This is a genomic window from Streptomyces sp. NPDC001480, assembly GCF_042894725.1.
In the GTDB taxonomy this organism is placed as follows: domain Bacteria; phylum Actinomycetota; class Actinomycetes; order Streptomycetales; family Streptomycetaceae; genus Streptomyces.
The window spans coordinates 269,255-288,697 of the sequence record NZ_JBIAVX010000008.1 but is presented as its reverse complement, the minus strand read 5'-3'; the positions used below and the strand labels follow the sequence as shown (position 1 = coordinate 288,697).

15 protein-coding genes are annotated in these 19,443 nt (G+C 69.6%); 6 read left to right on the top strand and 9 right to left on the bottom strand.

Annotation, left to right across the window (positions count from 1 at the left end; translation table 11 throughout):
* Positions 1-50: 50 nt before the first annotated feature.
* Entirely contained in the window at positions 51-722 is a 672-nt protein-coding gene (locus tag ACFY01_RS21690) for a hypothetical protein (RefSeq protein ID WP_390737343.1), read from the top strand.
* A gap of 679 nt (positions 723-1,401) precedes the next feature.
* On the opposite strand, the gene ACFY01_RS21685 is transcribed toward ACFY01_RS21690, so the two are convergent.
* Entirely contained in the window at positions 1,402-2,175 is a 774-nt protein-coding gene (locus tag ACFY01_RS21685) for a calcium-binding protein (RefSeq protein ID WP_390737342.1), read from the bottom strand.
* Between the two features lie 565 nt (positions 2,176-2,740).
* Between ACFY01_RS21685 and ACFY01_RS21680 the strand changes: the two genes are divergently transcribed.
* From ACFY01_RS21680 to ACFY01_RS21665, 4 genes are all read left to right on the top strand, one after another.
* Positions 2,741-3,418 (top strand): HNH endonuclease family protein, encoded by a 678-nt coding sequence (locus ACFY01_RS21680; protein ID WP_390737341.1) that lies wholly within the window; start codon positions 2,741-2,743, stop codon positions 3,416-3,418.
* A gap of 138 nt (positions 3,419-3,556) precedes the next feature.
* Positions 3,557-3,973, top strand: a complete 417-nt coding sequence (locus ACFY01_RS21675; protein ID WP_390737340.1) for a hypothetical protein — start codon at positions 3,557-3,559, stop codon at positions 3,971-3,973.
* Positions 3,974-4,404: 431 nt separating this feature from the next.
* Entirely contained in the window at positions 4,405-6,333 is a 1,929-nt protein-coding gene (locus tag ACFY01_RS21670; protein WP_390737339.1) for an FG-GAP-like repeat-containing protein, read from the top strand.
* 29 nt (positions 6,334-6,362) lie between these two features.
* On the top strand, positions 6,363-6,917 hold the full coding sequence (locus tag ACFY01_RS21665; protein ID WP_390737338.1) for a hypothetical protein: 555 nt from the start codon (positions 6,363-6,365) through the stop codon (positions 6,915-6,917).
* A gap of 75 nt (positions 6,918-6,992) precedes the next feature.
* Here the strand turns inward: ACFY01_RS21665 and ACFY01_RS21660 are convergent, their stop codons facing one another.
* The 8 genes from ACFY01_RS21660 to ACFY01_RS21625 form a co-directional block, all read right to left on the bottom strand.
* The gene (locus ACFY01_RS21660; RefSeq protein WP_390737337.1) at positions 6,993-7,760 is read right to left on the bottom strand and encodes an SDR family NAD(P)-dependent oxidoreductase; all 768 of its coding nucleotides are present in this window, start codon (positions 7,758-7,760) and stop codon (positions 6,993-6,995) included.
* Between the two features lie 88 nt (positions 7,761-7,848).
* Positions 7,849-9,120: an RNA polymerase subunit sigma-70 gene (locus ACFY01_RS21655; RefSeq protein WP_390737336.1), complete on the bottom strand. Its 1,272-nt coding sequence runs from the start codon at positions 9,118-9,120 to the stop codon at positions 7,849-7,851.
* Positions 9,117-11,231, bottom strand: a complete 2,115-nt coding sequence (locus tag ACFY01_RS21650; protein ID WP_390737335.1) for a glycosyltransferase family 39 protein — start codon at positions 11,229-11,231, stop codon at positions 9,117-9,119. Before ACFY01_RS21650 ends, ACFY01_RS21655 begins: the two co-directional genes overlap by 4 nt.
* 86 nt (positions 11,232-11,317) lie before the next feature.
* Positions 11,318-12,403: an NlpC/P60 family protein gene (locus ACFY01_RS21645; RefSeq protein WP_390737334.1), complete on the bottom strand. Its 1,086-nt coding sequence runs from the start codon at positions 12,401-12,403 to the stop codon at positions 11,318-11,320.
* Positions 12,404-12,447: 44 nt separating this feature from the next.
* Positions 12,448-12,930 carry a poly-gamma-glutamate biosynthesis protein PgsC/CapC gene (locus tag ACFY01_RS21640; protein ID WP_189981874.1) on the bottom strand — a complete coding sequence of 161 codons (483 nt, stop codon included), beginning with the start codon at positions 12,928-12,930 and terminating at the stop codon, positions 12,448-12,450.
* Entirely contained in the window at positions 12,927-14,390 is a 1,464-nt protein-coding gene (pgsB, locus tag ACFY01_RS21635; RefSeq protein ID WP_390737333.1) for a poly-gamma-glutamate synthase PgsB, read from the bottom strand. The genes ACFY01_RS21640 and pgsB overlap by 4 nt, the downstream gene beginning before the upstream one ends.
* Positions 14,391-14,405: 15 nt before the next feature.
* Positions 14,406-16,655, bottom strand: a complete 2,250-nt coding sequence (locus ACFY01_RS21630) for a HAMP domain-containing protein (RefSeq protein ID WP_390737332.1) — start codon at positions 16,653-16,655, stop codon at positions 14,406-14,408.
* Positions 16,656-16,945: 290 nt separating this feature from the next.
* Complete coding sequence (locus tag ACFY01_RS21625) at positions 16,946-18,289, bottom strand: alpha/beta hydrolase family protein (RefSeq protein WP_390737331.1); 1,344 nt, start codon at positions 18,287-18,289, stop codon at positions 16,946-16,948.
* A 351-nt stretch (positions 18,290-18,640) separates the two neighbouring features.
* Here ACFY01_RS21625 and ACFY01_RS21620 point away from each other — a divergent pair, with 351 nt between their 5' ends.
* Positions 18,641-19,429 carry a calcium-binding protein gene (locus ACFY01_RS21620; RefSeq protein WP_390737330.1) on the top strand — a complete coding sequence of 263 codons (789 nt, stop codon included), beginning with the start codon at positions 18,641-18,643 and terminating at the stop codon, positions 19,427-19,429.
* Positions 19,430-19,443: the final 14 nt, after the last annotated feature.

The following is a 19,443-nucleotide window of genomic DNA, read 5'->3' as shown; positions in this document are numbered from 1 at the left end:
AGTTGGCCACGCCGTTGGCGAACGACGGGTTGCACTGCCACGCTTCTGCGGTGGACCTTTCGACTGCTCAGACGATCGGGCTGATCATTGTTCTTTCGGCGGGTGCCGTTCAAATCGTGGTCAGAGCCGTGTCGCCCTTGTGGGCCAAGAGGCTTCAGGCAGACGTCGATAAGGAGCTTGCCCGCATCAAGTCGGGCCTTCCGCCTGGTCAATCAGGTCAGGAGGAGAAGTTCACCGAAATCTTGACCCAGTATTACGCCTTCGGCGTAGTGCAGGCGAAGCGCAGTTTCGCTGTGAGCCTGTCATTCTCTGCGATCGGTGGAACCGTACTCGTCAGTGGCGTCGGCATGGCCGTCTTTCGGGCACAAACAACCGGTGAGCAGTACGCCAATGCGGTGACCAGTGTGGCGGGCCTCTTGACTGGTCTTATCGGTACCCTCTTCCACCGTCGGGCAGACATGGCTCTCAAGCACATGTCAGAGCAGGCCAAGGGGCTTCGACAGGACATGCGAGCTGAGCGTGATGCCGGTCAGTCCATTCGACTGCTCGATGACGTTGATGATCCCGCCCTCAAGGCGCACCTTCAGGCGGCGTTGATCTTGAAGTTCTCGGGGGCGAAGCTGCCCGAACTGGACGGTGTCCTGAAGACGACCGACTCGCTGCCGCAGGCAAACGCAAACGGTATCGTCCCGCACCAGCAGTCGGAGATCTCAGCATCATGACAAGCACCTCGCCAGAGCAGAGTTGTACCCATCGGGCGGAGTGAACCATGAGGCGCTGGGTGTAGGGACGTGACGGGTGGGACGGTCTGACACGGTACTTCGAGGATCACGACCGAGGGCCCTAAGAAGGGCCCTCGGCGGTGCTCTCGGCACCAGCATCCCGCTACGACCTCTCGCGCACCAACATGAAGATGACGGCGATCAGCAGAAGCGAAAACGGATCCATCGTTTGGTCTCCCTACAATCGAGCCCCTCGGGGCGTTGGGTTGAAGGAGAACCGCACTTGGCGCTTCGAGCGCATCCCAGTCTGTCAGAACATCCCTTTGCCGGTGCTCGGTTCGAGACAGGCAGGTCGTAGTTGGCCGCCGTTGGCAGTGGATTGAGAGCGGGACTTGGGTCAACGAAGGTCGGCGGAGTCTTAATGACCGAGTCAAGCTGCTGTAGCGGCCTGTGTCCTGGCTGGGGGTCTGATGGTGAAGGGGCGGTCGTCTACCGGGCGCTGCCGTATGCCGCCGCCCGGGCTCGTTGATGTCAGCGTTGGATGCCAGCGGAACAGCTGCGGCTGCCGGGTTCCCCCCGGTCAAGTAGCTGACGGCCCCGAGACAGCCCCAGCACGCATCAAGCCCCCTCCGACGGAGAACCCGTTGATGGGAGCTTGATCAGTGCGTGATGTCTCTGTCTACCGCACGTCTACGTAGTCCCCGGCGGTCTTGACCGTCGCGGTCGTGCTGGTGCCGGAGAAGTAGTAGCGCCAGTAGCCGTCGCTGGCAGCTGTCGCGGTGGTCTTCAGGTTGCCGGTGCTGTTGGTGTACACGGTTTTGACCGTCGTGTAGGTGTCTGTTCCCGCTTTGCGGAACTGCAGCTTGACCGGCTGATTGGTGTAGCCACGGTAGTCGTGGGTCTCCCAGTTGGCGCGGGTCAGTTTGCCAGTGACGGTGATGGTCTTGCCCTTGGCGACCGGCTCCGGCGAAGCGTTGACGCTGAGCTTCGAGTAGCGCTGGATGTTCGTGTACTTGTAGGCATCCAGGGAGATGCCGCCGTTGCCCTTGTCGAAGGCGTCGACGCCGACCTTCCACTGCCCGGCCCAAGCGTTCTTCTGCAGGTCGCGGGGGTCGAGGGTGAAGGGGACGACGCAGGTCTTCGTCGCTGCGTCGACGGCTGTGCAGGTAGGACGGCCGAACGGCACCGTCATGTCCGTGTCTTCTTCCTTGGGGCCGCCGTGCCACACGAACACGCGGGCCGTTTCGATGCCGTCCGGATCGGTGGCGGTCACCGAAGCCGAGAAGGTGACCGTGTTGGAGGTGCCGACCACGATGGGCTTGCCGCCGTTGACCGTGACGCTGGTGATCGTTGTGTCGCCGCCCCACGACTCGTCGGCCTGAGCCGTTGGAGCGCTTGCGACGGCGAGTGCCAGGGCGCCGGACAGAGCGGCACCTATGGCGATTGAGCGCATGTAGTCCCCAGGGAAATCAGGCCTGCCGGTCGAGCCCCCGCCGCAGGCACCACGATAGATAGCGCGAGCGTACTGTGTTCACGCCAACGTGGCTGATTTCCACCTGCACGTCAGTCACCACACCCAGCGCGACCAACATCGCGGAGGCACCCCGGGTCTTGCGGGGGATCTTGGTGACCTGCGTTTTCCCTGTTCAGGGGCAGTGGGCGCGTACACCTGGTGGTCATCGACGACCTGCACCCCCACTGGCCTCAGCCACGCTGCCGGTGCCGTCGACCAGGGCAAGCCGCGACGGCCGGCCCCGTGGCAATGGTGCCGGAGCCCTCAGCTTGGCAAGCTGCGGCCGTTTGCGGCTGGTTTGGGCGCTGACTTGCTTTGACGGCTGGGCGGCGGCCACATCGGCTCCGCTTGCTCTCACCGTGATGCCCTGCTGCTCCCAGCTCTATCTGGTGCAGTGAACACGGGTGCCTCATGGCACATCCGGTGGTGAATCCAGACGTCCATATGGCTCATTCGTTCGAGTTGAACCAGTCATATTAGATACACGCAGTTGAGTCTGCGATGTGTGATCAAGAACCTCAGACGTGCCGCGATCGCGGCTGCACTCCTTGTCGTGCCCTTCGCGGCACCCGCTCCGGCGCATGCGCAGGATCGTTCCTTCGAGACGTACACCCTTCCGATGGCGGCCGCGGTCGACGACCTCCCGCTCGCGGCGGAGGTGAGGGACGGTTACCAGCGCACGAGCTTCAAGCACTGGAACGCGGGCGCGAACCCGACCGACGGCTGCAACACCCGAGCGGAGGTGCTCATCGCCGAGGCGGTCGTCCCGCCCGAGGTCCTCCCGGGCTGCAAGCTGTCGGGAGGGCTCTGGTGGTCGTACTACGACGCCAAGTGGATGACCCCCGCGTCCGCCCTGGACATCGACCACATGGTGCCGCTCGCCGAGGCCTGGGACTCCGGGGCGTCGCAGTGGACCGCGGAGCGACGTGAGGCGTACGCGAACGACCTGGGCGCCCAGGCATCCCTCGTCGCCGTCTCCGCGGCCTCCAACCGCAGCAAGGCCGACCAGGACCCGGCCCAGTGGCTGCCGCCGGCCGTCGACGCCACGTGTCGCTACGCCTCGGAGTGGATCGCCACGAAGCTCCGCTGGGGCCTCACCGTCGACGCCGTCGAACTCGAAGCACTCACCCAACTCGCGGAAGCGTGCCCGGGCACCACCGTGACCTACGAACCCGCTCCATAGAGGGGGAGGGGAGACGGCCGGGGCCTGAGTACGCGTACTCAGGCCCCGGCCGTCACGACCGGCGAGAATTTCGTCATGCGCGCTACTTCGGTACAGCGGCAAAGTGAGCTCGCGGCGCCATCCGGTGGGGCTCTGGCCATGCGCGTCACGGGCGCTGCCGCAACGGCCGCCGCTCTCACCTACCTGTCGATCCGTCTCGTACAGGGGGCGTACGCCTACGACGCCCGCGTGTGCGCCGATGACACCAGTGTGTGCCTGACGCCGTGGCCGGTCCTCTCGTTCCCCGCCTCGTTCGCCATCGCACTCGTCGGGCTGATCGTGGCGTACAGGCTGTTGGGCATCCGCCCCGGGCTGACGGTCATCCCGCCGACGCTCCTGCTGGCACCGTTCCCGCTCGATGCCACGCTGAGCACGGTCGGCAAGTGGCCGGCCGTCGTGGTGGGAGCCGTATGGGCCGCCGGCGTGGCACTGACGGCATGGCGGCCCTACCGAATCCTGGGGCTGTCCATCGCGGCTGCACTGCTCCTGGCCTCGCTCGTCATTCTCTGGCGCTGACCTCTCGCCCTCGATACCGGGCGGGGTAGGTTTGGATCGAGCTCGGCAGTGATCTGCCGAAGACATGCATGCCGGGCCGGAGCACGGGGAGTCCGACCAACTCACCCGTCCGGCCACGGCTCGCGGAACGGGGGACTCATGACCAGGTACCAGCGCATGCCCGCTGCCGCGGGCACGACTGCCGTCGGCGCCGCGCTTCGATCGCAACGGGTCGGATGACCGGGGAAGCAAGCTCTCCCTGAGGTAACAGCCGCCGCTGTCGCGGACCGAGGTACCACCGTGCCCGCAGCCGGGCTCCACGGCGTCGAGCCGACGTGCGTCGAGCCGGCGTGCGTCGAGCCGGCCGGGCCGCCCCTCAGGGACCGCCAGCATGCCAAGAGCTCCATACATGTTGAGGAAACGTGCGCATAACTCGAATACACAAGCTACTGATGTCAGCCGGTGCGCTGGTCCTGGCGACCGCCACGCCCGCCCTCGCCGACACCCCTCCCCCGATCACACCTTCCACCAGCCCCGCGGCCGCCACGCCGTCGGATCTCTCCGCGCCCTCCGCGCCCTCTGCACCCTCCGCCTCCGCAACACCCACACCCTCTACGCCCGCGCCCTTCGCCCACGCCCACGACGGCGATGACGACGCGGTCGCAGACGCCCGGTGGACGAGCGAAGCGGCCGAAAGGTTCTGGACGTCCGAGCGGATGGCCGCGGCCACACCGGACTCTCCCCGCCCCGAGGCGCCCGCTGGCTGGAAGCCCGACGCACGCCGGTCGGCAGGGGCAGGGGCGGAGGCAGCGGCAGCGGCGGCCGCCAAGGACGGGCACTACTTCGCAGGTGTCCCCACCGTCGGCACCTTCTTCCACTACACGAGGAACCCCGCCACCGACAGACTGGAGGGGCGCTTCTGCTCGGCCAGTGTCATCGACAGCCCGCAGGGCAACGTCGTCCTGACCGCCGCACACTGCTCGGGCGGCAGCAAGGGCATGTTCGTGCCCCGCTACGACGGCGCGGCGAGGAACCCCGCCCCCTACGGCCGGTTCCCGGTGCAGAAGTGGATCCGCGACTCCCGCTGGTACAAGGTGGGCGGCAAGCCCACCCGTGACGCCTACTCCGACCTGGACTACGCCTTCGCCCGGGTAGGCACCAACAGCAGCAACCAGAGCGTGCAGAAGGCTGTCGGCGCCGCCCTCAAGCTCGGCCAGGTGAACGGCGACTACAGCCAGACCGTGACCGTGGTCGGCTACCCGGGCAGCCACAACCCGAAGAACCGGCCGATCATCTGCCCCGGCGTCACGACCCGGCAGCTCCCCGGCTACCGGCAGATGCGCATGGAGTGCGGCGGTTTCTACGGAGGCACCTCCGGGAGCCCCTGGATCACCGGCCTGAACACCACGACCGGCAGCGGAACCGTGATCGGCAACCTCGGCGGCTACTACGGCGGCGGCCTGGAGAACGACAGCGACCGCATCTCCTTCGCCGCCACCTACGACAAGCGCGCCCTGGAGATCTACGCCGCCGCGAAGAACAACACCGAACCGCAGAACTACCCGCGCGGCTACAGCATGTACCCCACCGGCGGCGGCCTGTGGACCAAGGCCAGGAAGATGGCCTCCGGTGACTACAACGGCGACGGCAGGACCGACATGATCGTGGTCTGGGTGGACGGCGAGGTCACCCTCTACGCCGGCGACGGCAAGGGCGGCTTCTCCGGCGAGAAGAGGATCACGAAGTCCGACACCTGGAAGGACGCCAAGGTCATCGCCGGGGGCGACTTCACCGGCAGCGACTCCTCCGACCTCGTCGTGGTCTGGGTGGACGGCGAGGTCACCCTCTACACCGGCGACGGCAGGGGAGGATTCGCCAAGGAGACGCAGCTCCAGAAGCCCAACGACACCTGGCGGAACGCCACCCAGATCACGGCCGGACGCTACAGCGACAACAAGTGGACCGACGACCTCATGGTCCGCTGGGTCGACGGGGAACTCTCCCTCTACACCGACGTCGACGGCCGGGGCCTCCTCCACGAGCACAAGCTCAAGGACCCCAACGACACCTGGAAGCACGCCACGATCCTCACCGCCGGCAACTTCACCGGCGGCCCCAACTGGGACGTGGTGGTGCGCTGGTCGGACGGTGAGCTGTCGCTCTACCGCGACGCGAGCCCCTCCGGTGTGGGAACGGAAGTCCGGATGCTGTCCTCTAACAAGCTGTGGACCCACGCCTCCGTCATGACCGCGGGCGCCTACACGCAGGGCGAACCCGACGACCTGCTGGTGCGTTGGTCGGACGGTGAGACCACCCTCTACACCGACACCTCCACCACCCTCGGCCGTGAACACATGCTCGTGCCGCCCAAGGCCGAGTGACTCCCTCTCAGGAAGGCGAGGTACGCGCGATGTACCTGCGCAGTGCGGCGACCGCTCTCGCCGCGACCGTCATCGGCCTCACGGGCTCTCACACGGCCTCGGCGGCGGACGGTCCGGGCCTGAGCATCAGCATCCGCGAGAACGACAGTGACAGCACCGGGGACGGCCCCCTGCGGCAGGGTGCGCCCGTCGTGGTCACGTCCGACGTCGACCTGACGTCCCTGGCCGTGGACGGCAACGGCAGCTTCACCGTGAAGTCTCCGGCGTTCACCAAGGACGTGGCCATGGAGATGCGGAAGAACAGCTTCGGGGAGGGCTACGGCACCATCAGCTGCGACATCAAGCCGGGAAGCTACCCGGTGGACATCGGCGGGCAGCACGCGAAGTCCGAGGCGATCGGCGACCGGGGTCACCTGACCATCACGGTCAAGGGCGACAACGACCAGTACTGCGCGCAGGCGGCCGGTTCCTCCGGCCACACCGGCACCGGCACCGTCGTCGCGGCCGCGGCCCTCGGCGCGACTGTCCTCGCCGCCGCCGCCGGCTACACCGTCGTACGCCGCCGCAGGACCAGGAACACCTGACCCATGCGGTACCGGGGGCCGCCGTCACTGAAACGGCGGCCCCCCCCGCCACAGGATCGCCGGCCGGAACCGTGGTCAGCTGGGAAACATTCCGGCGGTCGCGTTGACCCACGTGCCTGTGATGGCGGCACCGGCGTCGGAGGCGAGGAACGTCGCCAGCGCGGCGATGTCCGCGATCCGCGGCGAGCGCTTCGTCATCCGCAGACTGTCCAGGTGGGAGCGGATGCCTTGTACCGCGGCCTCGTCCATGCCGGGGGCACCGGCGGCGGCCAGCTTCTCGGGGGTGAGGCTGTCGGTGACACCGGCGGTCCAGATCCCGCAGACGCGTACGCCCGCCGGGCCGACCTCCTGGGCGAACTGGCGGATCAGCGCGTCGATCGCGCCGTCGGCCGCGGCGGTGCCGCCCATCATCGGGCTGCCGTTGCCGGACGCGCTGTCCAGGGAGAGGATCACACCCGAGCCCTGTGCGGTCATCCGGCGTGCCGCGGCCCGGGCGGTGATGAACTGGCAGGCGATGCCCCGCACGACCGGCCGTGTGTAGTCCTCGACCGACATCTCGGTCAGCGGTACGCCATGGAAGTCCCCTCGCGGCACCAGGTTGAGGGAGATGTCGATCCGGCCCGCCCGCTCGACGACCGACGCGGCGTGGGCCTCGACGGCGTCCTCGACACGAGCGTCGAGTACGTCGTACTCGGCACCGTGCTCGGCGGCGACCTTCCGCAGCGCGGTCTCCGTACGGCCGACGAGGAACACCCGTGCCCCCGCCCGCGTGTACGCCTTCGCGACTCCCGCACCGAGGGAACCCGCTCCACCGTAGATGATCGCGACCTTGTCCTTCAGCATGGCTCTTCGGCTCCTTGGGTCGGGGCGCCGTGTGCGCCCGTCACCCATAGGACGCGACCGCCGGGAAAACTCATCGCTCTCATCGCTCTCACAGCGTCATCGGCAACCCGAACGCGGGGAAGAGGTGGGGTTCGAAGGTGGTGATCTCGGCGATCCGGCCTTCCTCCACCCGAACCACGTCGATGAGCTGGGCCCTGAAGACGCTCGTCCCCGGTCGCTGGAGGTAGCCGGCGACCGCCAACTGGCCATTGGCCCGCACGGGCAGGTGCCGCCAGTGCCCGGCGAACATCGGTGACGCCGGATCGAGGTTCGGCCGTACGAACGCGAAGAGCGCGTCACGCGAGGTGAACCAGAACGGGTTCGGCGGCATGGTGAGCACCGCGTCCTCCCGTACGAGCTCGACCATGGCGTCCGTGTCGGCCCGGGCCGCCGCGTCCATATAGCGCTGGAGCAAGGCCAGGTCCTCGGCACTGGGCGGCGCGGCCGACCAGTCCTCGCGCCGCTCCGGCAGTGCCTGCCGGAGAGCCGATCTGCCGTGCTGGACCGCGCTGTTGGCCGAGGCCAGGCTGGAACCCAGCAGATCGGCGGTCTCCTTGGCCGACCATCCTGCGACGTCACGCAGGATCACCGCCGCTCGCTGGCGGGGCGGGAGCTGCTGGATGGCCGTCAGGAAGACCAGCTCCAGCGTCTCGCCTGCCACGGCCTGTTCATCGGGCTCGTGCCGAGGCGTCGGCCTGTCGGGCAACTGGTCGTCGGGAAACGGCTGGAGCCAGGGCAGACGCGGGGGCGCCGGCCCGTCTCCGGAGTCCATGCCCGGAACCGGTTCGTAGGGGGCCGGGCGCCGGTTGTGCTTGCGCAGGAAGTCGAGACACAGATTGGTGGCGATCTTGTAGAGCCAGGCGCGCGCGTTGTCCACGCCCTCCAACGTCTCCCGTGCCCGCCAGGCTCGCAGGAACGCCTCCTGGGTGAGGTCCTCGGCCTCGTCGTACGAGCCGAGCAGCCGATAGCAGTGCACCCGCAGCTCCCGCCGGTGCCCTTCGACGAGAGCGGTGAAGGCATTCTCACGGGAATTCGTCACACCGGCAGGCGTGACGAATTCCCGTGCCTCACGGGCGAGGCGCCGTAGCTGCGCGAAACGCGTCGAGAGGGCCTCGACATCGGCATGGAAGGCGAGCCCGGGTTCCAGCCGCAGCCGGCCCAGCCGGTCCCCGATGTCGTATATCAGCTCCCGGACGGGCACGTCGGCCGGCCGCCGCCGCTCCCGGTAGGCGCGCTGACGGCATGCCTGCGAGCAGTACGCCGCCGCCCGCCCCGGCCCGCCACCACTCTCGATCGGACTCCCGCAGGCTCGGCACCTCATTTGTGGGAGGCGCAGTCGTACAGGGTGAAGCTGCCGTCGGTGCCAAGGCCGTAGGCGGTGGGCCGGACGCGGGTGCAGTGGGACTTCACCCAGGTGGTGGCGGGAGTGGTGGGGCGCCGGGTGGTGAGCAGCGCGTAGCGCAACTGGTGGGCGGTGACCAGGCCGCCGAGCTGCCGGGCGGTCGGGAAGGGGGTGTTGCCGGTGAAGCCGCCCATGACGAGGATGGGCTCGGACTTCGCGCGCAGCAGGGGCTCGGCGGTGTAGGCGGCCTGGGTGGCGAGCAGGTACTTCTCGCCGTGGCGGTGCTTGGTGAGGTAGTCGAGCAGGGCGGTGTCGCGGGCGCTGGGCCGGTCGAGTCCCGTCCTTCGCGGAGCGTGATGGGGATGCTCGTTGTACGACTTGCCGACCGGACCGGTCATCGGCGAGGTGGTCGCGCCCGCGTAGAGCGGGTCGAGGGCGGAGACGGCCCAGCCGGCCGGTACGACCAGGGTGGCCGCGATCCCGGCGGCGAGGGCGGCCTGGACCATCCGCGGGGAGGTGCGCGGTCCGCGGCTCCACAGTCCCACCACGCCGCACAGCGCGAGCATCACGGCGACCGGCAGCAGCCAGGAGACGAATCGGGTCGGCCAGTCGAGCATCAGCGCCCACGCCGCCGTCAGCGCGATCGCCGCCGGCAGCACCAGGTGCCGCCGGCCGGCCGCCTCCTGCTCCGTCGCCGGCTCCGTCTCGTGCTCTGCCTGCCGCTCCGGCGTGTACGTCGTGTCCGGCTCCGGCGGGTACGTCGTCGGCAGCCTCAGCGCGTACGTCTTCTCCGGATCCGTCTCGTGCTCCCTCTCGTGCTGCGCCTCCCGCTCCCTCTCGTGCGCCGTCGCAGGCTCCGGCTTGTGCTCCGCCTCCCGCTCCGGCGCGTACTTCGCCTCGTACTCCGAGCGGAAGAGCGCGAGGCCGCCGCCGGCCAGTGCGGCGAGCGCCGGGGCGATGACGGCCGTGTAGTAGGCGTGGTTGCCGTTGGAGACGCTGAACACCAGGGCGTGCACGGCCAGCCAGCCACCCCACAGCAGGAATCCCGCGCGCGTCAGGTCGGTTCGCGGTCGCCCGGCGCGCCGGGCGACGCCCAGGACCGCGGCGAGCACGGCGAGCGGCAGGAACCAGGCGACCTGCGGGCCGACCGTTTGGTTGATCAGCATGTCCCAGCCGGTGTTGCCGGTGGTGCGGCTGGCGGCGGTGCCCGCGACGGCGCCGAACGCGGTGGGATCGCTGCTGAAGCGGCTCAGGCCGTTGTAGCCGAAGACCAGGGCGAACGGATCGTTGTCGGACGTTCCGTCGAGGTACGGGCGGTCGGCGGCCGGTGTCGCCGAGGCGATCAGCATCCAGGAGCAGGAGACGGCCAGCGCGACCGCCCCGCCCACCAGGACGCGCACAGCCCGGTGCAACGGCCTTCCGGGCGCGACGAGTTGGTACACGACGGCGAAGACCGGCAGTACCAGCCACGCCTGAAGCATCTTCGCCTGGAAGGCGAGTCCGACCCAGATCCCGCAGGTGATCATCGGCAGCAGCCGCTCGGTGCGCACCGCCTTCTGAAGCGCTCCGGCGGCCGCGACCAGGAGCAGCGTGAGCGCGGTGTCCGGGATGGTGGCCCGGGTGAGCACCACGGTGACCGGGGTGAGGGTGAGCGTAACCGCGGCGATCAGCGCCGCGAACGGACCGGCCCAGGCCCGTACGATCCGGTGCAACAGCCATACGGTGAGCACGCCCTCGACGACCTGCGGGAGCGCGGCCGCCCAGGTGTGCGGGCCGAAGAGCCAGACTGAGACGGCGTCGGGCCAGAAGGCGCCGGGCAGCTTGTCGATGCTGATCGAGCCGGCGGCGTCGAGCCCGCCGAAGAAGAACGCCCGCCAACTGCCGGCCATCGAGCGTATCGCCGCACCGTAGAAGGGGTGGAGCGCGGCGTGCCCGATGCCCCAGGAGTACAGCCCCGTGGCGACGGCCAGCACCGCGGCGAGCGCCGGGCGCTCCCAGCGCGGGGCGTCCTCCGGCCGGTCGGAGCGGCTGCTCGCCGCCGGACGGCTTTCCTGCGCTCCGGTGGGCTGGGCGGCGGGGATGGCGGTCATGGCAGTGGTCCTCGGATCAGCAGGTCAGGTGAGGCGGCGGTGCACACGCGGCGACATCACACGCGGAGACATCACACGCGGCGGGGTCACAGGCGGCGGGCCGCCCGGAAGCCGCGGGCGTAGAAGTCGGTGCCGTCCAGCAGCGCGTGGCCCGACAGGTCACCCAGGGTGGGGCCGTTGGCGGCGGAGCGGCTGGAGTAGAAGCGGTGCCGGCCCTGGTCGTCGAGGCCCATGTACATGCCGACGTGGTCGATGAAGTCCGGCTTGTCCTTGATGATGGCGAAGAAGACCAGATCGCCGGGTTGCAGGGCGTCGAGGTCGGTGGCCTGCTTCGTGCCGGTGTGCGGGATCACCATGTGGCCGGGACCGTAGGCGGCGATGGCGAAGGCGCGGCGCGGCAGACCGGGGCCCTTGGTGTTGGTGTTGTGCAGGGGGATGCCCATGCGGTAGCCCCACACCAGACGCTGGAAGCCGGAGCAGTCGACATCGCCGTAGCGGGCCTGCTCCGGCTGCGCGCGCGTGCCGTCCGGGAAGGTCCAGTCGATGCCCAGGTAGTCGTAGAAGTCGGACTGCTCGTCGTAGTAGGCGAAGTCCAGCGGATTCTTGACCGCGGAGTTGCGCGGGCCGAAGTGCGCGGTGCCCGCGTAGCGCACGCCCTTGGCGTTGTGCTTGTCGGGCGCCCCGGCGCTGCTGTACTGGAACGCCACGGCGAAGACGTCCGGGCTGCTGTCGACGAGCGCCTTCTTGAACCAGCTCTTGAACCAGGCGGACTTCTCCGTGCCCCGCTGCCACGCGTGCGGCAGCACCCGTACCCAGGCGTCCGTGGTCACCTTGGCCTCGGTGGTGCGCGGCTCGCTGAAGGTGCGGCTGGGCCCGGTGAGTACGGCCGTACGGGCGCCGTCGGTGAACGTGGCGAGCGTGCCGCCGTCGCCGGCCCGGACCACGGTGCGGTCGGGGGCGGACAGCCGCTCGAAGGTGTGGGGCCCGGTGGCCCGGGCGCTCGGGTCGGCGCCCGTGCCGCCGGCGGCCGTACCGCCGGAGTCGTCGCTGCCGTGCCCGAAGCGGTCCCAGGCGAAGCCGCCCGCGGCACCGGCGGCCGCCACGCCCGCGATCGTCCGGAACACGGCGCGGCGAGTCGGGCCGCTTCGCCTGCCGTCATGTGCGGAGTGCATGACCGATCCTCCTTGAACTGTGAGGGGTGCGGGTGGTGAGCGGGTCAGCCGGTGGGCAGGGCCCCGATCAGCAGACCGGCGACCAGCACCACGTACGTGGCCAGGGTCACCGCGGTGGTCGAGATGACCGTGGCCGCCAGGGGCTGGCGGGCCATCTGGTAGGAGACCAGGCCGGGGACGATGAAGCCAAGGGTCTGTGACGTGTACAGCAGCGGAAACTCGTGGCTGAGGGCGAGCATCACGGTGGTCTGCATCAGCACCGCGCACAGCACGACGGCGGCGAACAGCCGCTTGCCGTAGAGAATCACGGTGCGCTGCACCAGCTTCGTCAGGAAGTACGTCCCCGTCGCCACGGCGACCATCAGCCCGGCCATCCGCACGTCGGTGACGAGCGTGAGGGCGATCCAGCCGGGGGTGATCATCCCCCCGGGGGAGAGGTTGGTGGTCAGGTAGCAGACGAGCGAGAAGATCAGCCCGAGGGCGATCCCGAGCGCGGCGGTCTGTGCGTTGAGATTGGCGGGGATCACGGGTTCCTCGTGAACTGGGACGGGTCGTAGGAGTGGTGCTGGTCGTCCGCGGTGCTCCGGTCGTCGGACCGGCCCTGACGGGCGGCGGCCCGGCGGGCGAGGTCGCGCTGATCCGGGATGCGGATGGCTTGCGTCGGTGAATCCAGCGGTGCCACCCAGCTGTACGGCTCCGGCTCGGGCGGCCGGGCCACCGAGACCCGCTGGCGGGGCAGGGCGATCTGCATGGTCTCCTGGTCCAGGCCGTCGCCGTCGGGAACGAGGTCGAACGGGTCCTCGGAGTCGTCCACCGGCAGCTCGGCCAGGCATTCCAGGAACAACTCGCCCTGGCCGTGGATGTTGCCGATCGCCACCAGCGAGGAGTCCGGGCCGAGTTCCGAGAGGATCGCCGCGGTCAGCTCCTCGGGGTCCCGGCGGTCGCCGCCGAGATCCACCACCCGCCCGGTGAAGCCGGCCGGGATCGCGTCGGCGGCGCTCTTGGTCGGGTGGCCGATCAGGAACACCGTCTCGGCGGCGAGGTCGGGGACGATCGTGCCCATCTGGCCGTTGCGCTCCACCCGGTCCGGGCGGCAGTTGATGACCACGCCGATCGGCCGTCGGATCGCGCCCAGGTCCTCCAGCTGCTTGACGTTCATCAGCGTCGACTCGGGGTCGTTGGCCGCGAAGACGTTGGCGAACCGCAGCCGCTTGCCCTCGGGGGTGACATAGCGTTCCACGGACAGCACGCCCGGGTCGGGCGGCGCGTCCCACATGCCCTGCATCGCGGTCTGCCGCTCGATGCCGAGCAGTTCGGCGACGGCGAGCGCGATCGCCACGTTCTCCTTGAAGGTGAACCAGCTGAAGCCGCGCAGTTCGGCGTCGGTCACCGTCTCCGGATCGACCGCGATCAGCCGGCAGTTCCGCTTGTCGGCCTCCTCCTGGAGGATGTGCAGCCGGTCCTTCTCCGCCGTCACGCACACCCCGCCAACCGGCATCGAGCGGGAGAGCGAGCGGGCGACGTCGTCCAGTGTCGGCCCCATCTCCTCCAGATGGTCCTCGCGGACGTTGCACAGCACGCCGATCGTGGAACGGATCAGCTTCTCCTGGTTGATCTCCTGGAGCGCGGGCATCACCGCCATGCACTCGATCACCAGCGCGTCCGGCCGGTAGGTCGCCGCCCGCCGTACGATGCCGATCTGCTCGACGATGTTGGAGATGTTGAACTTGCGGTAGATCGGCTCCTCGGTGGCGTCCGGATGGACGAACCGGGCCGCGGTGCCGGTGGTCTTGGCCACCGTGACCAGGCCACCGCCGCGCAGCGCGCCCGCGCACAGCCGGGTGATGGAACTCTTGCCGCGGATGCCGTTGACCAGCACCCGCGTGGGTATCTGTTCCAGCGAGTCGAAGTGCCGCCGCTGCTCCAGGGCTCCGGCGATCCACAGTCCGGCGCAGCACAGCAGGACGATGACATAGAGGAAGAGCACGCCGATTCCGTCCTTCTACCGCTGGAGGGTGTTCTCACGCAGGGACCGCGGCGGCCCGGCGGCGTGGCCGGACCTGGCCGCCCGGTCGTGTTCCGCCAGGGTCTGGCGCACCAGCTCCAGGCCGCGGGTGACCGAACCGATCTCGTCGTGGTTGACCGGATGCAGCACGGTGCGGCGGTCTCCGCCCGCGAGCCGCTCGACGAGCACGGCGACCGCGCGCAGCGGCCGGATCACCACGACGTGCAGCCAGCCCAGGCAGGCCGCGCCCACGGCGAGGCCCAGGATGCCGGCGAGCATGGTGCGCTGCTCGGCCTGCACGGCGGGGATCTGGAGCGCCGCCGCGGGCTCCGCGGTGACCACGTGCCAGCCGAGGTGGGCCGTCGGGCCGCTCTGCGCCAGCGGCGCGGCGGCGTCGACCGATGGTCCGGAGGAGGTGCCGTGCACCGCCGAGGTGGCGGTGCCCGTGGTGCCCGGGGCGCCCTGGGTGGTGCGGACGAGACGGGTCAGGCCGGAGTCGGGCAGCGACTGGAAGGCGCGGTAGCCCACGCTCGCCGCCAGCACCCTGTCGTGGCCGTCCGTCACCCAGACGCTGCCCAGCTTCGGCCTGGCCAGAATGGAGTTGAGCGCCTTCACGTCGATCTCGCCGAACAGCACCACCCCGGCCGCCGGGGCCTTGCCCTTGACGGCCGGGACCTGGGCGTAGGCGGCGATCGCCGGGATCCGGCCCGAGGTGTTGACGGTGGTGATCCCGCCGCCGCGGGGCACGTGGACGAGGGTCCGCAGCGGTGTGCCGCCCACCCTCAGCGTGATGCCCCCCGAGCGGTCCAGGAGATACAGCGAGCGGTACTGCCTGTGGTCCGCGAGGGACTGCCGCAGGACCTCGGTCTGGGCCTCCCGGCTCCTGCCCGCCAGACTCGCGGCCGCCTCGCTCAGGTCGGTGTACGACTGGTCGAGGGACTGCCGGATCCGATGCGTCGCGATCTCGGTGCGCGCCTGCTGGTCGGCGAGGACCGGAGCCGGGACCGCGGTCGCGGTGTCCGCCCGGTTCAGCATGAAGATCATCGGAACCGACCAGCAGGCCACGACCACCAGGCAGACCACGGCCAGCGCCCGGTAGCCCGGCCCGCGCCGGTCCGGGAACTCCTGGGGGCCGCTCTCGCCGAGCAGTTGCCCGCGCAGTGAGTCCAGTGCCCGCCCGATCCGGGCCAGCTCCCCGAAGCCGTGCACCGGAACCGGCCTGGACAGCTCCTCCGACGCGGTCGGCCCGTCCCCGGTCGCGCCCCGGGCCAGGCGGCCGGCGGACAGGTACAGCCGCAGCAGTGGCTGCTGCACGGAGAAGTACAGCCCCAGCCCGAGCAGCAGCGCGACCACGGCCAGCGCCCCGGCTGCCGCGAGCGCGAAACGCGAGTAGTCGGCGGCGGTGGTCGTGACGGGCACCGTGCGGGAGGTGAGCACCACCAGGCCGAGGTCGTCGGTCACGCCCGGACCGGTCGTCGAGGCGACCTGGGCCCAGCCGGCCACGGTGCGCCGGCTGCCGGTGGCGGCGCCCAGCAGGCTTCCCGAGGCGTCGGTGTCACTCCCCGACTCGTTCGCCGCGCGGGTCGCCGCCGCGGACAGACCGCTGTGGGCGGCGGCCGGCGAGGCCTTGCCGCGGACCGCGGTGGCGAGCACCGTGCCGCTCGCGTCCAGCGCTTGTGCGGTGCGCCCGTCGCCGTACGCCGCGAGGGCGGGGAGCGCCTCGGAGACCACCAGCAGCCACTGCCGCTCGGTCCCGTTCTGCGCCTGGTACTGGTCCTGGTCGGGGTCGTCCTGCGCGGGCAGCGTGACCCTGGCGAAGTACAGCATTTCCCGCGTGCCGCCCGACGTCACCAGCCGGGGCCGGATCTCCCCGTGCTCGGACGCCGTCCTGGCGACGTCCACTCCGGCCAGTGGCACGGTCCTGCCGCCGGTCGCCAGCAGTTTGCCGGTGCGCGCGTCGAGCAGCGCACGGCCGAGGAACGCCTTCCTGCCGGAGGTCAGCGCTTTGAGCGTGGTCGTGGGGGTCGATGTGCTCGTCGCCGGGTACGCGTGGGCCTTACGCCGTACCGTGCCCGCCTCGGCTTCGATCGCGGTGCGCATCGACACCGCGGTGTCCGCGGCGATCTGCTGCTCCCCGTTCAGGACGGCCTGCGGGATGCCCGCGGTGTGGACGCCGTCGAGGCCGATCACGGTCAGGGCGGCGACCACCAGCAGGAGTACGACGAGTGAGGCTATCGGCGGGCGCACCCCGCCAAGCATCGGCATATCGGCGCGGCGACGAGTGCGGTGCCGGCGCGGGGCACGGGGTGCGGAGGACAGGGGAGCGGGTCCTTCCTCAACTGGCGCCGAGCGCCCAAATGTTCGACAAGACGAACATTTTAGCCCCCGGTGCTCGCAAAACCATCACACTTTCGCGCCGTGTGTCGTACTAGACAATGGGACTCCGCGCGGCGGCGGCACATGCGGGACCCCCACACGCGCCGAAGGGCGGACCCGCGAGCGGGCCCGGCCCTTCGGATGTCCGGTCAGCCGTCCCGTCAGGGGACGAACGAGATCTCCGGGTACTTGCTGGTGGGCCCGTCGAGCAGGGTGCTGTGCTTCTTGCGCAGCTCCTGGTCGAAGAACGCGGCGAGGTAGTCGCGCTGGACCTTCACCGCCCGGTTCGGGTCGATCGTGCCGTACTGCTGCTGGACCTGGGTCTGGGACATCCCGACCAGGCGCGCCCACTGCGGCACCAGGTACTCGTTGTCGCTGAACGACAGGTGCGCCGCGCCCTTCAGCTTGATGTCGACCTTGTACCCCTTCAGGTGCGACCACAGCGTCCGCCACGACGAGTCGTTGTTGCGGTTGTGGGAGCCGGAGCTGAAGAGCATGAAGGGCCGGTCGAGGTCCTTGCTCGGCGCCGTCCCGAAGAACTGGCCGTCCAGGTTGGCACCGGCCTTGATCCGCGTGTCGAGCTGCATGGCGGTGTCGACCGCCGCGCCGCCCAGCGACCAGCCGAACATCCCGATCCGGGACATGTCCACGTTCTTCGACAGCCCGGAGGGCAGCGTCGCGTGGCCGTAGTCCGGGTTGCTGCCACTGCTGATCTTGCCGAGCCCGTTGATGACGAACTTGATGTCGGCCGCGCGCACCTTGAGCGTGTCGGAGGAGTGGGCGCCCGAAGGCATCCTGTTGAGCTCGAGCCGGTTGGCGGGGAACTGAACCTCGTTGGCGTCGTGGGTGTGGTCCACGATGACGACCAGGTAGCCGCGGCTGGCGAGGTCCTGGGCGAGCGCGGTGCCCATCGCGCGGTCCGAGTGCAGCCCGGTCGAGTACAGCAGGACGGGCAGCTTGCCGAGCGAGGTCTTCACCGGGGCGAGGACATGGCCCGCGGTCTTCGGCAGCGTCACCTGCTGCGGCGACAGCCCGCGCGTGCCGAGGAAGTGGGCGCCGGAGATCGACGGCATCCACGGCGCCTGGTAGTGCCCGGACGTCGAGGTGGCCGGATAGAAGAGCGACACCATCAACTCGCGCTTGCCGCCCACGTACGGATCCGTACGGGACGAGTCGACGAGGTGCAGGCCGACCATGCCCACGCTGTTCGGCCCGGTCGGCGCGGGCATGGTGAGCTGGAGACCGGACCCGGCGGTGCGGGCGGACGTGAGCGCCTCGGGATGGACGGGCTTGTGGTGCAGCGGCAGCTCGTCGTTCTCAGGCGCCCAGGGTGTCTTCGGGGCGGGCGTGCCCGCCGGGGACCCGGTGTTCGCAGGCCTGTCGGACGTCTTCCCGGCGGCCATCACCGGTGTCGTCCCCACGCCCAGCGCGAGGGCCAGCACACCCGCCGAGCCGATCGCCCTGGCGATGACTCTACGAAGATGGCGCGGGCGGCGATGTTCCATGAAACCCCCTTGTTGGTCAGCGATCGTAGAACGCGCGATCGACTGCCGCATACGGTACCGCCACGGCGACGGGCGGACTCGCGCACCCCGGACACCGCCACGGCGACCTCACGCACCGGATGTCGAGCGCTGCCACGGCCGGGTGACGTTTGACCAGGCAGGTGCGCTGGACACTGCGGACAGTCCGTGTGCCGACTGTGCCTGAGCCATTTCGATGTGAACCGGGGGAGCAGAGTGGCATCGCGTGCAGCACGTCATCGGCGTTCGTCGAAGCGTCGTTTCCTTGCCGCACCAACTGCCCCGCCGTACTCGGCTCGGCGGTTCCCACTCATCGCTCCGTGAAGGAGATACATGCGCAAGCGCGCTGCCATTGCCGTACTCACCGCCGTCGCCGGACTGGCGGGCTTCGTCGTCCCCGGCGCCTACGCGGACGACAACGTGGGCGACATCCAGGTCGACAGCCTCGTCGTCAACGGCGGTAAGGACATCGTGGTCGACACGGCCGACAGGACGGTCACGGTCTCGGTGACCGCCACCGACCCGTCGGGCATCTGGGACGCGGACTTCTACCTGTGGCGGGGCCCGGACGGCACCGACCCCTACTTCAGCGCCGACAGCTTCGTCGAGACCAACGAGAACAACACCTCGGCGGACTGCGTCGTCTCCAGCAGTACGACGTCGACCTGCTCGAAGACCTTCACCTTCGAACCGGACTGGTGGCTGAAGAACGCCGACGCCGGCACCTGGAAGACCGAAGTCCAGGTGTCGGCCAACGACGGCAGCTACACCGACCGTTGGGCCTACTCCACCGTCCGCCTCCAGCGGCACTCCAAGCTGACCGCCAACGCCGGTCCCGAGCCGATCGCCAAGGGCAGGACGCTCACCGTCACCGGCAAGCTCACCCGGGCCAACTGGGACACCCTCGACTACCGGGGCTACGCCAACCAGCCGGTCAAGCTCCAGTTCCGCAAGGCCGGTACGTCGGCCTACACCACCGTCAAGACCGTGAACACCTCCAGCACCGGCAACCTGGCGACCACGGCCCCCGCGTCCGAAGACGGCTACTGGCGCTGGAACTTCGCAGGCACCACCACGACCCCGGCCGTCACGGCAGCCGGCGACTTCGTGGACGTGCAGTAACCGGAACGCAAGTG

Excerpts from the sequence above, each read along its gene's own strand:
- ACFY01_RS21685 (WP_390737342.1), bottom strand. The coding sequence starts at position 2,175 with ATGCGCTCAATCGCCATAGGTGCCGCTCTGTCCGGCGCCCTGGCACTC.
- ACFY01_RS21675 (WP_390737340.1), top strand. The coding sequence starts at position 3,557 with ATGCGCGTCACGGGCGCTGCCGCAACGGCCGCCGCTCTCACCTACCTG.
- ACFY01_RS21670 (WP_390737339.1), top strand. The coding sequence starts at position 4,405 with ATGTCAGCCGGTGCGCTGGTCCTGGCGACCGCCACGCCCGCCCTCGCC.
- ACFY01_RS21665 (WP_390737338.1), top strand. The coding sequence starts at position 6,363 with ATGTACCTGCGCAGTGCGGCGACCGCTCTCGCCGCGACCGTCATCGGC.
- ACFY01_RS21660 (WP_390737337.1), bottom strand. The coding sequence starts at position 7,760 with ATGCTGAAGGACAAGGTCGCGATCATCTACGGTGGAGCGGGTTCCCTC.
- ACFY01_RS21655 (WP_390737336.1), bottom strand. The coding sequence starts at position 9,120 with ATGAGGTGCCGAGCCTGCGGGAGTCCGATCGAGAGTGGTGGCGGGCCG.
- ACFY01_RS21650 (WP_390737335.1), bottom strand. The coding sequence starts at position 11,231 with ATGACCGCCATCCCCGCCGCCCAGCCCACCGGAGCGCAGGAAAGCCGT.
- ACFY01_RS21645 (WP_390737334.1), bottom strand. The coding sequence starts at position 12,403 with ATGCACTCCGCACATGACGGCAGGCGAAGCGGCCCGACTCGCCGCGCC.
- ACFY01_RS21625 (WP_390737331.1), bottom strand. The coding sequence starts at position 18,289 with ATGGAACATCGCCGCCCGCGCCATCTTCGTAGAGTCATCGCCAGGGCG.
- ACFY01_RS21620 (WP_390737330.1), top strand. The coding sequence starts at position 18,641 with ATGCGCAAGCGCGCTGCCATTGCCGTACTCACCGCCGTCGCCGGACTG.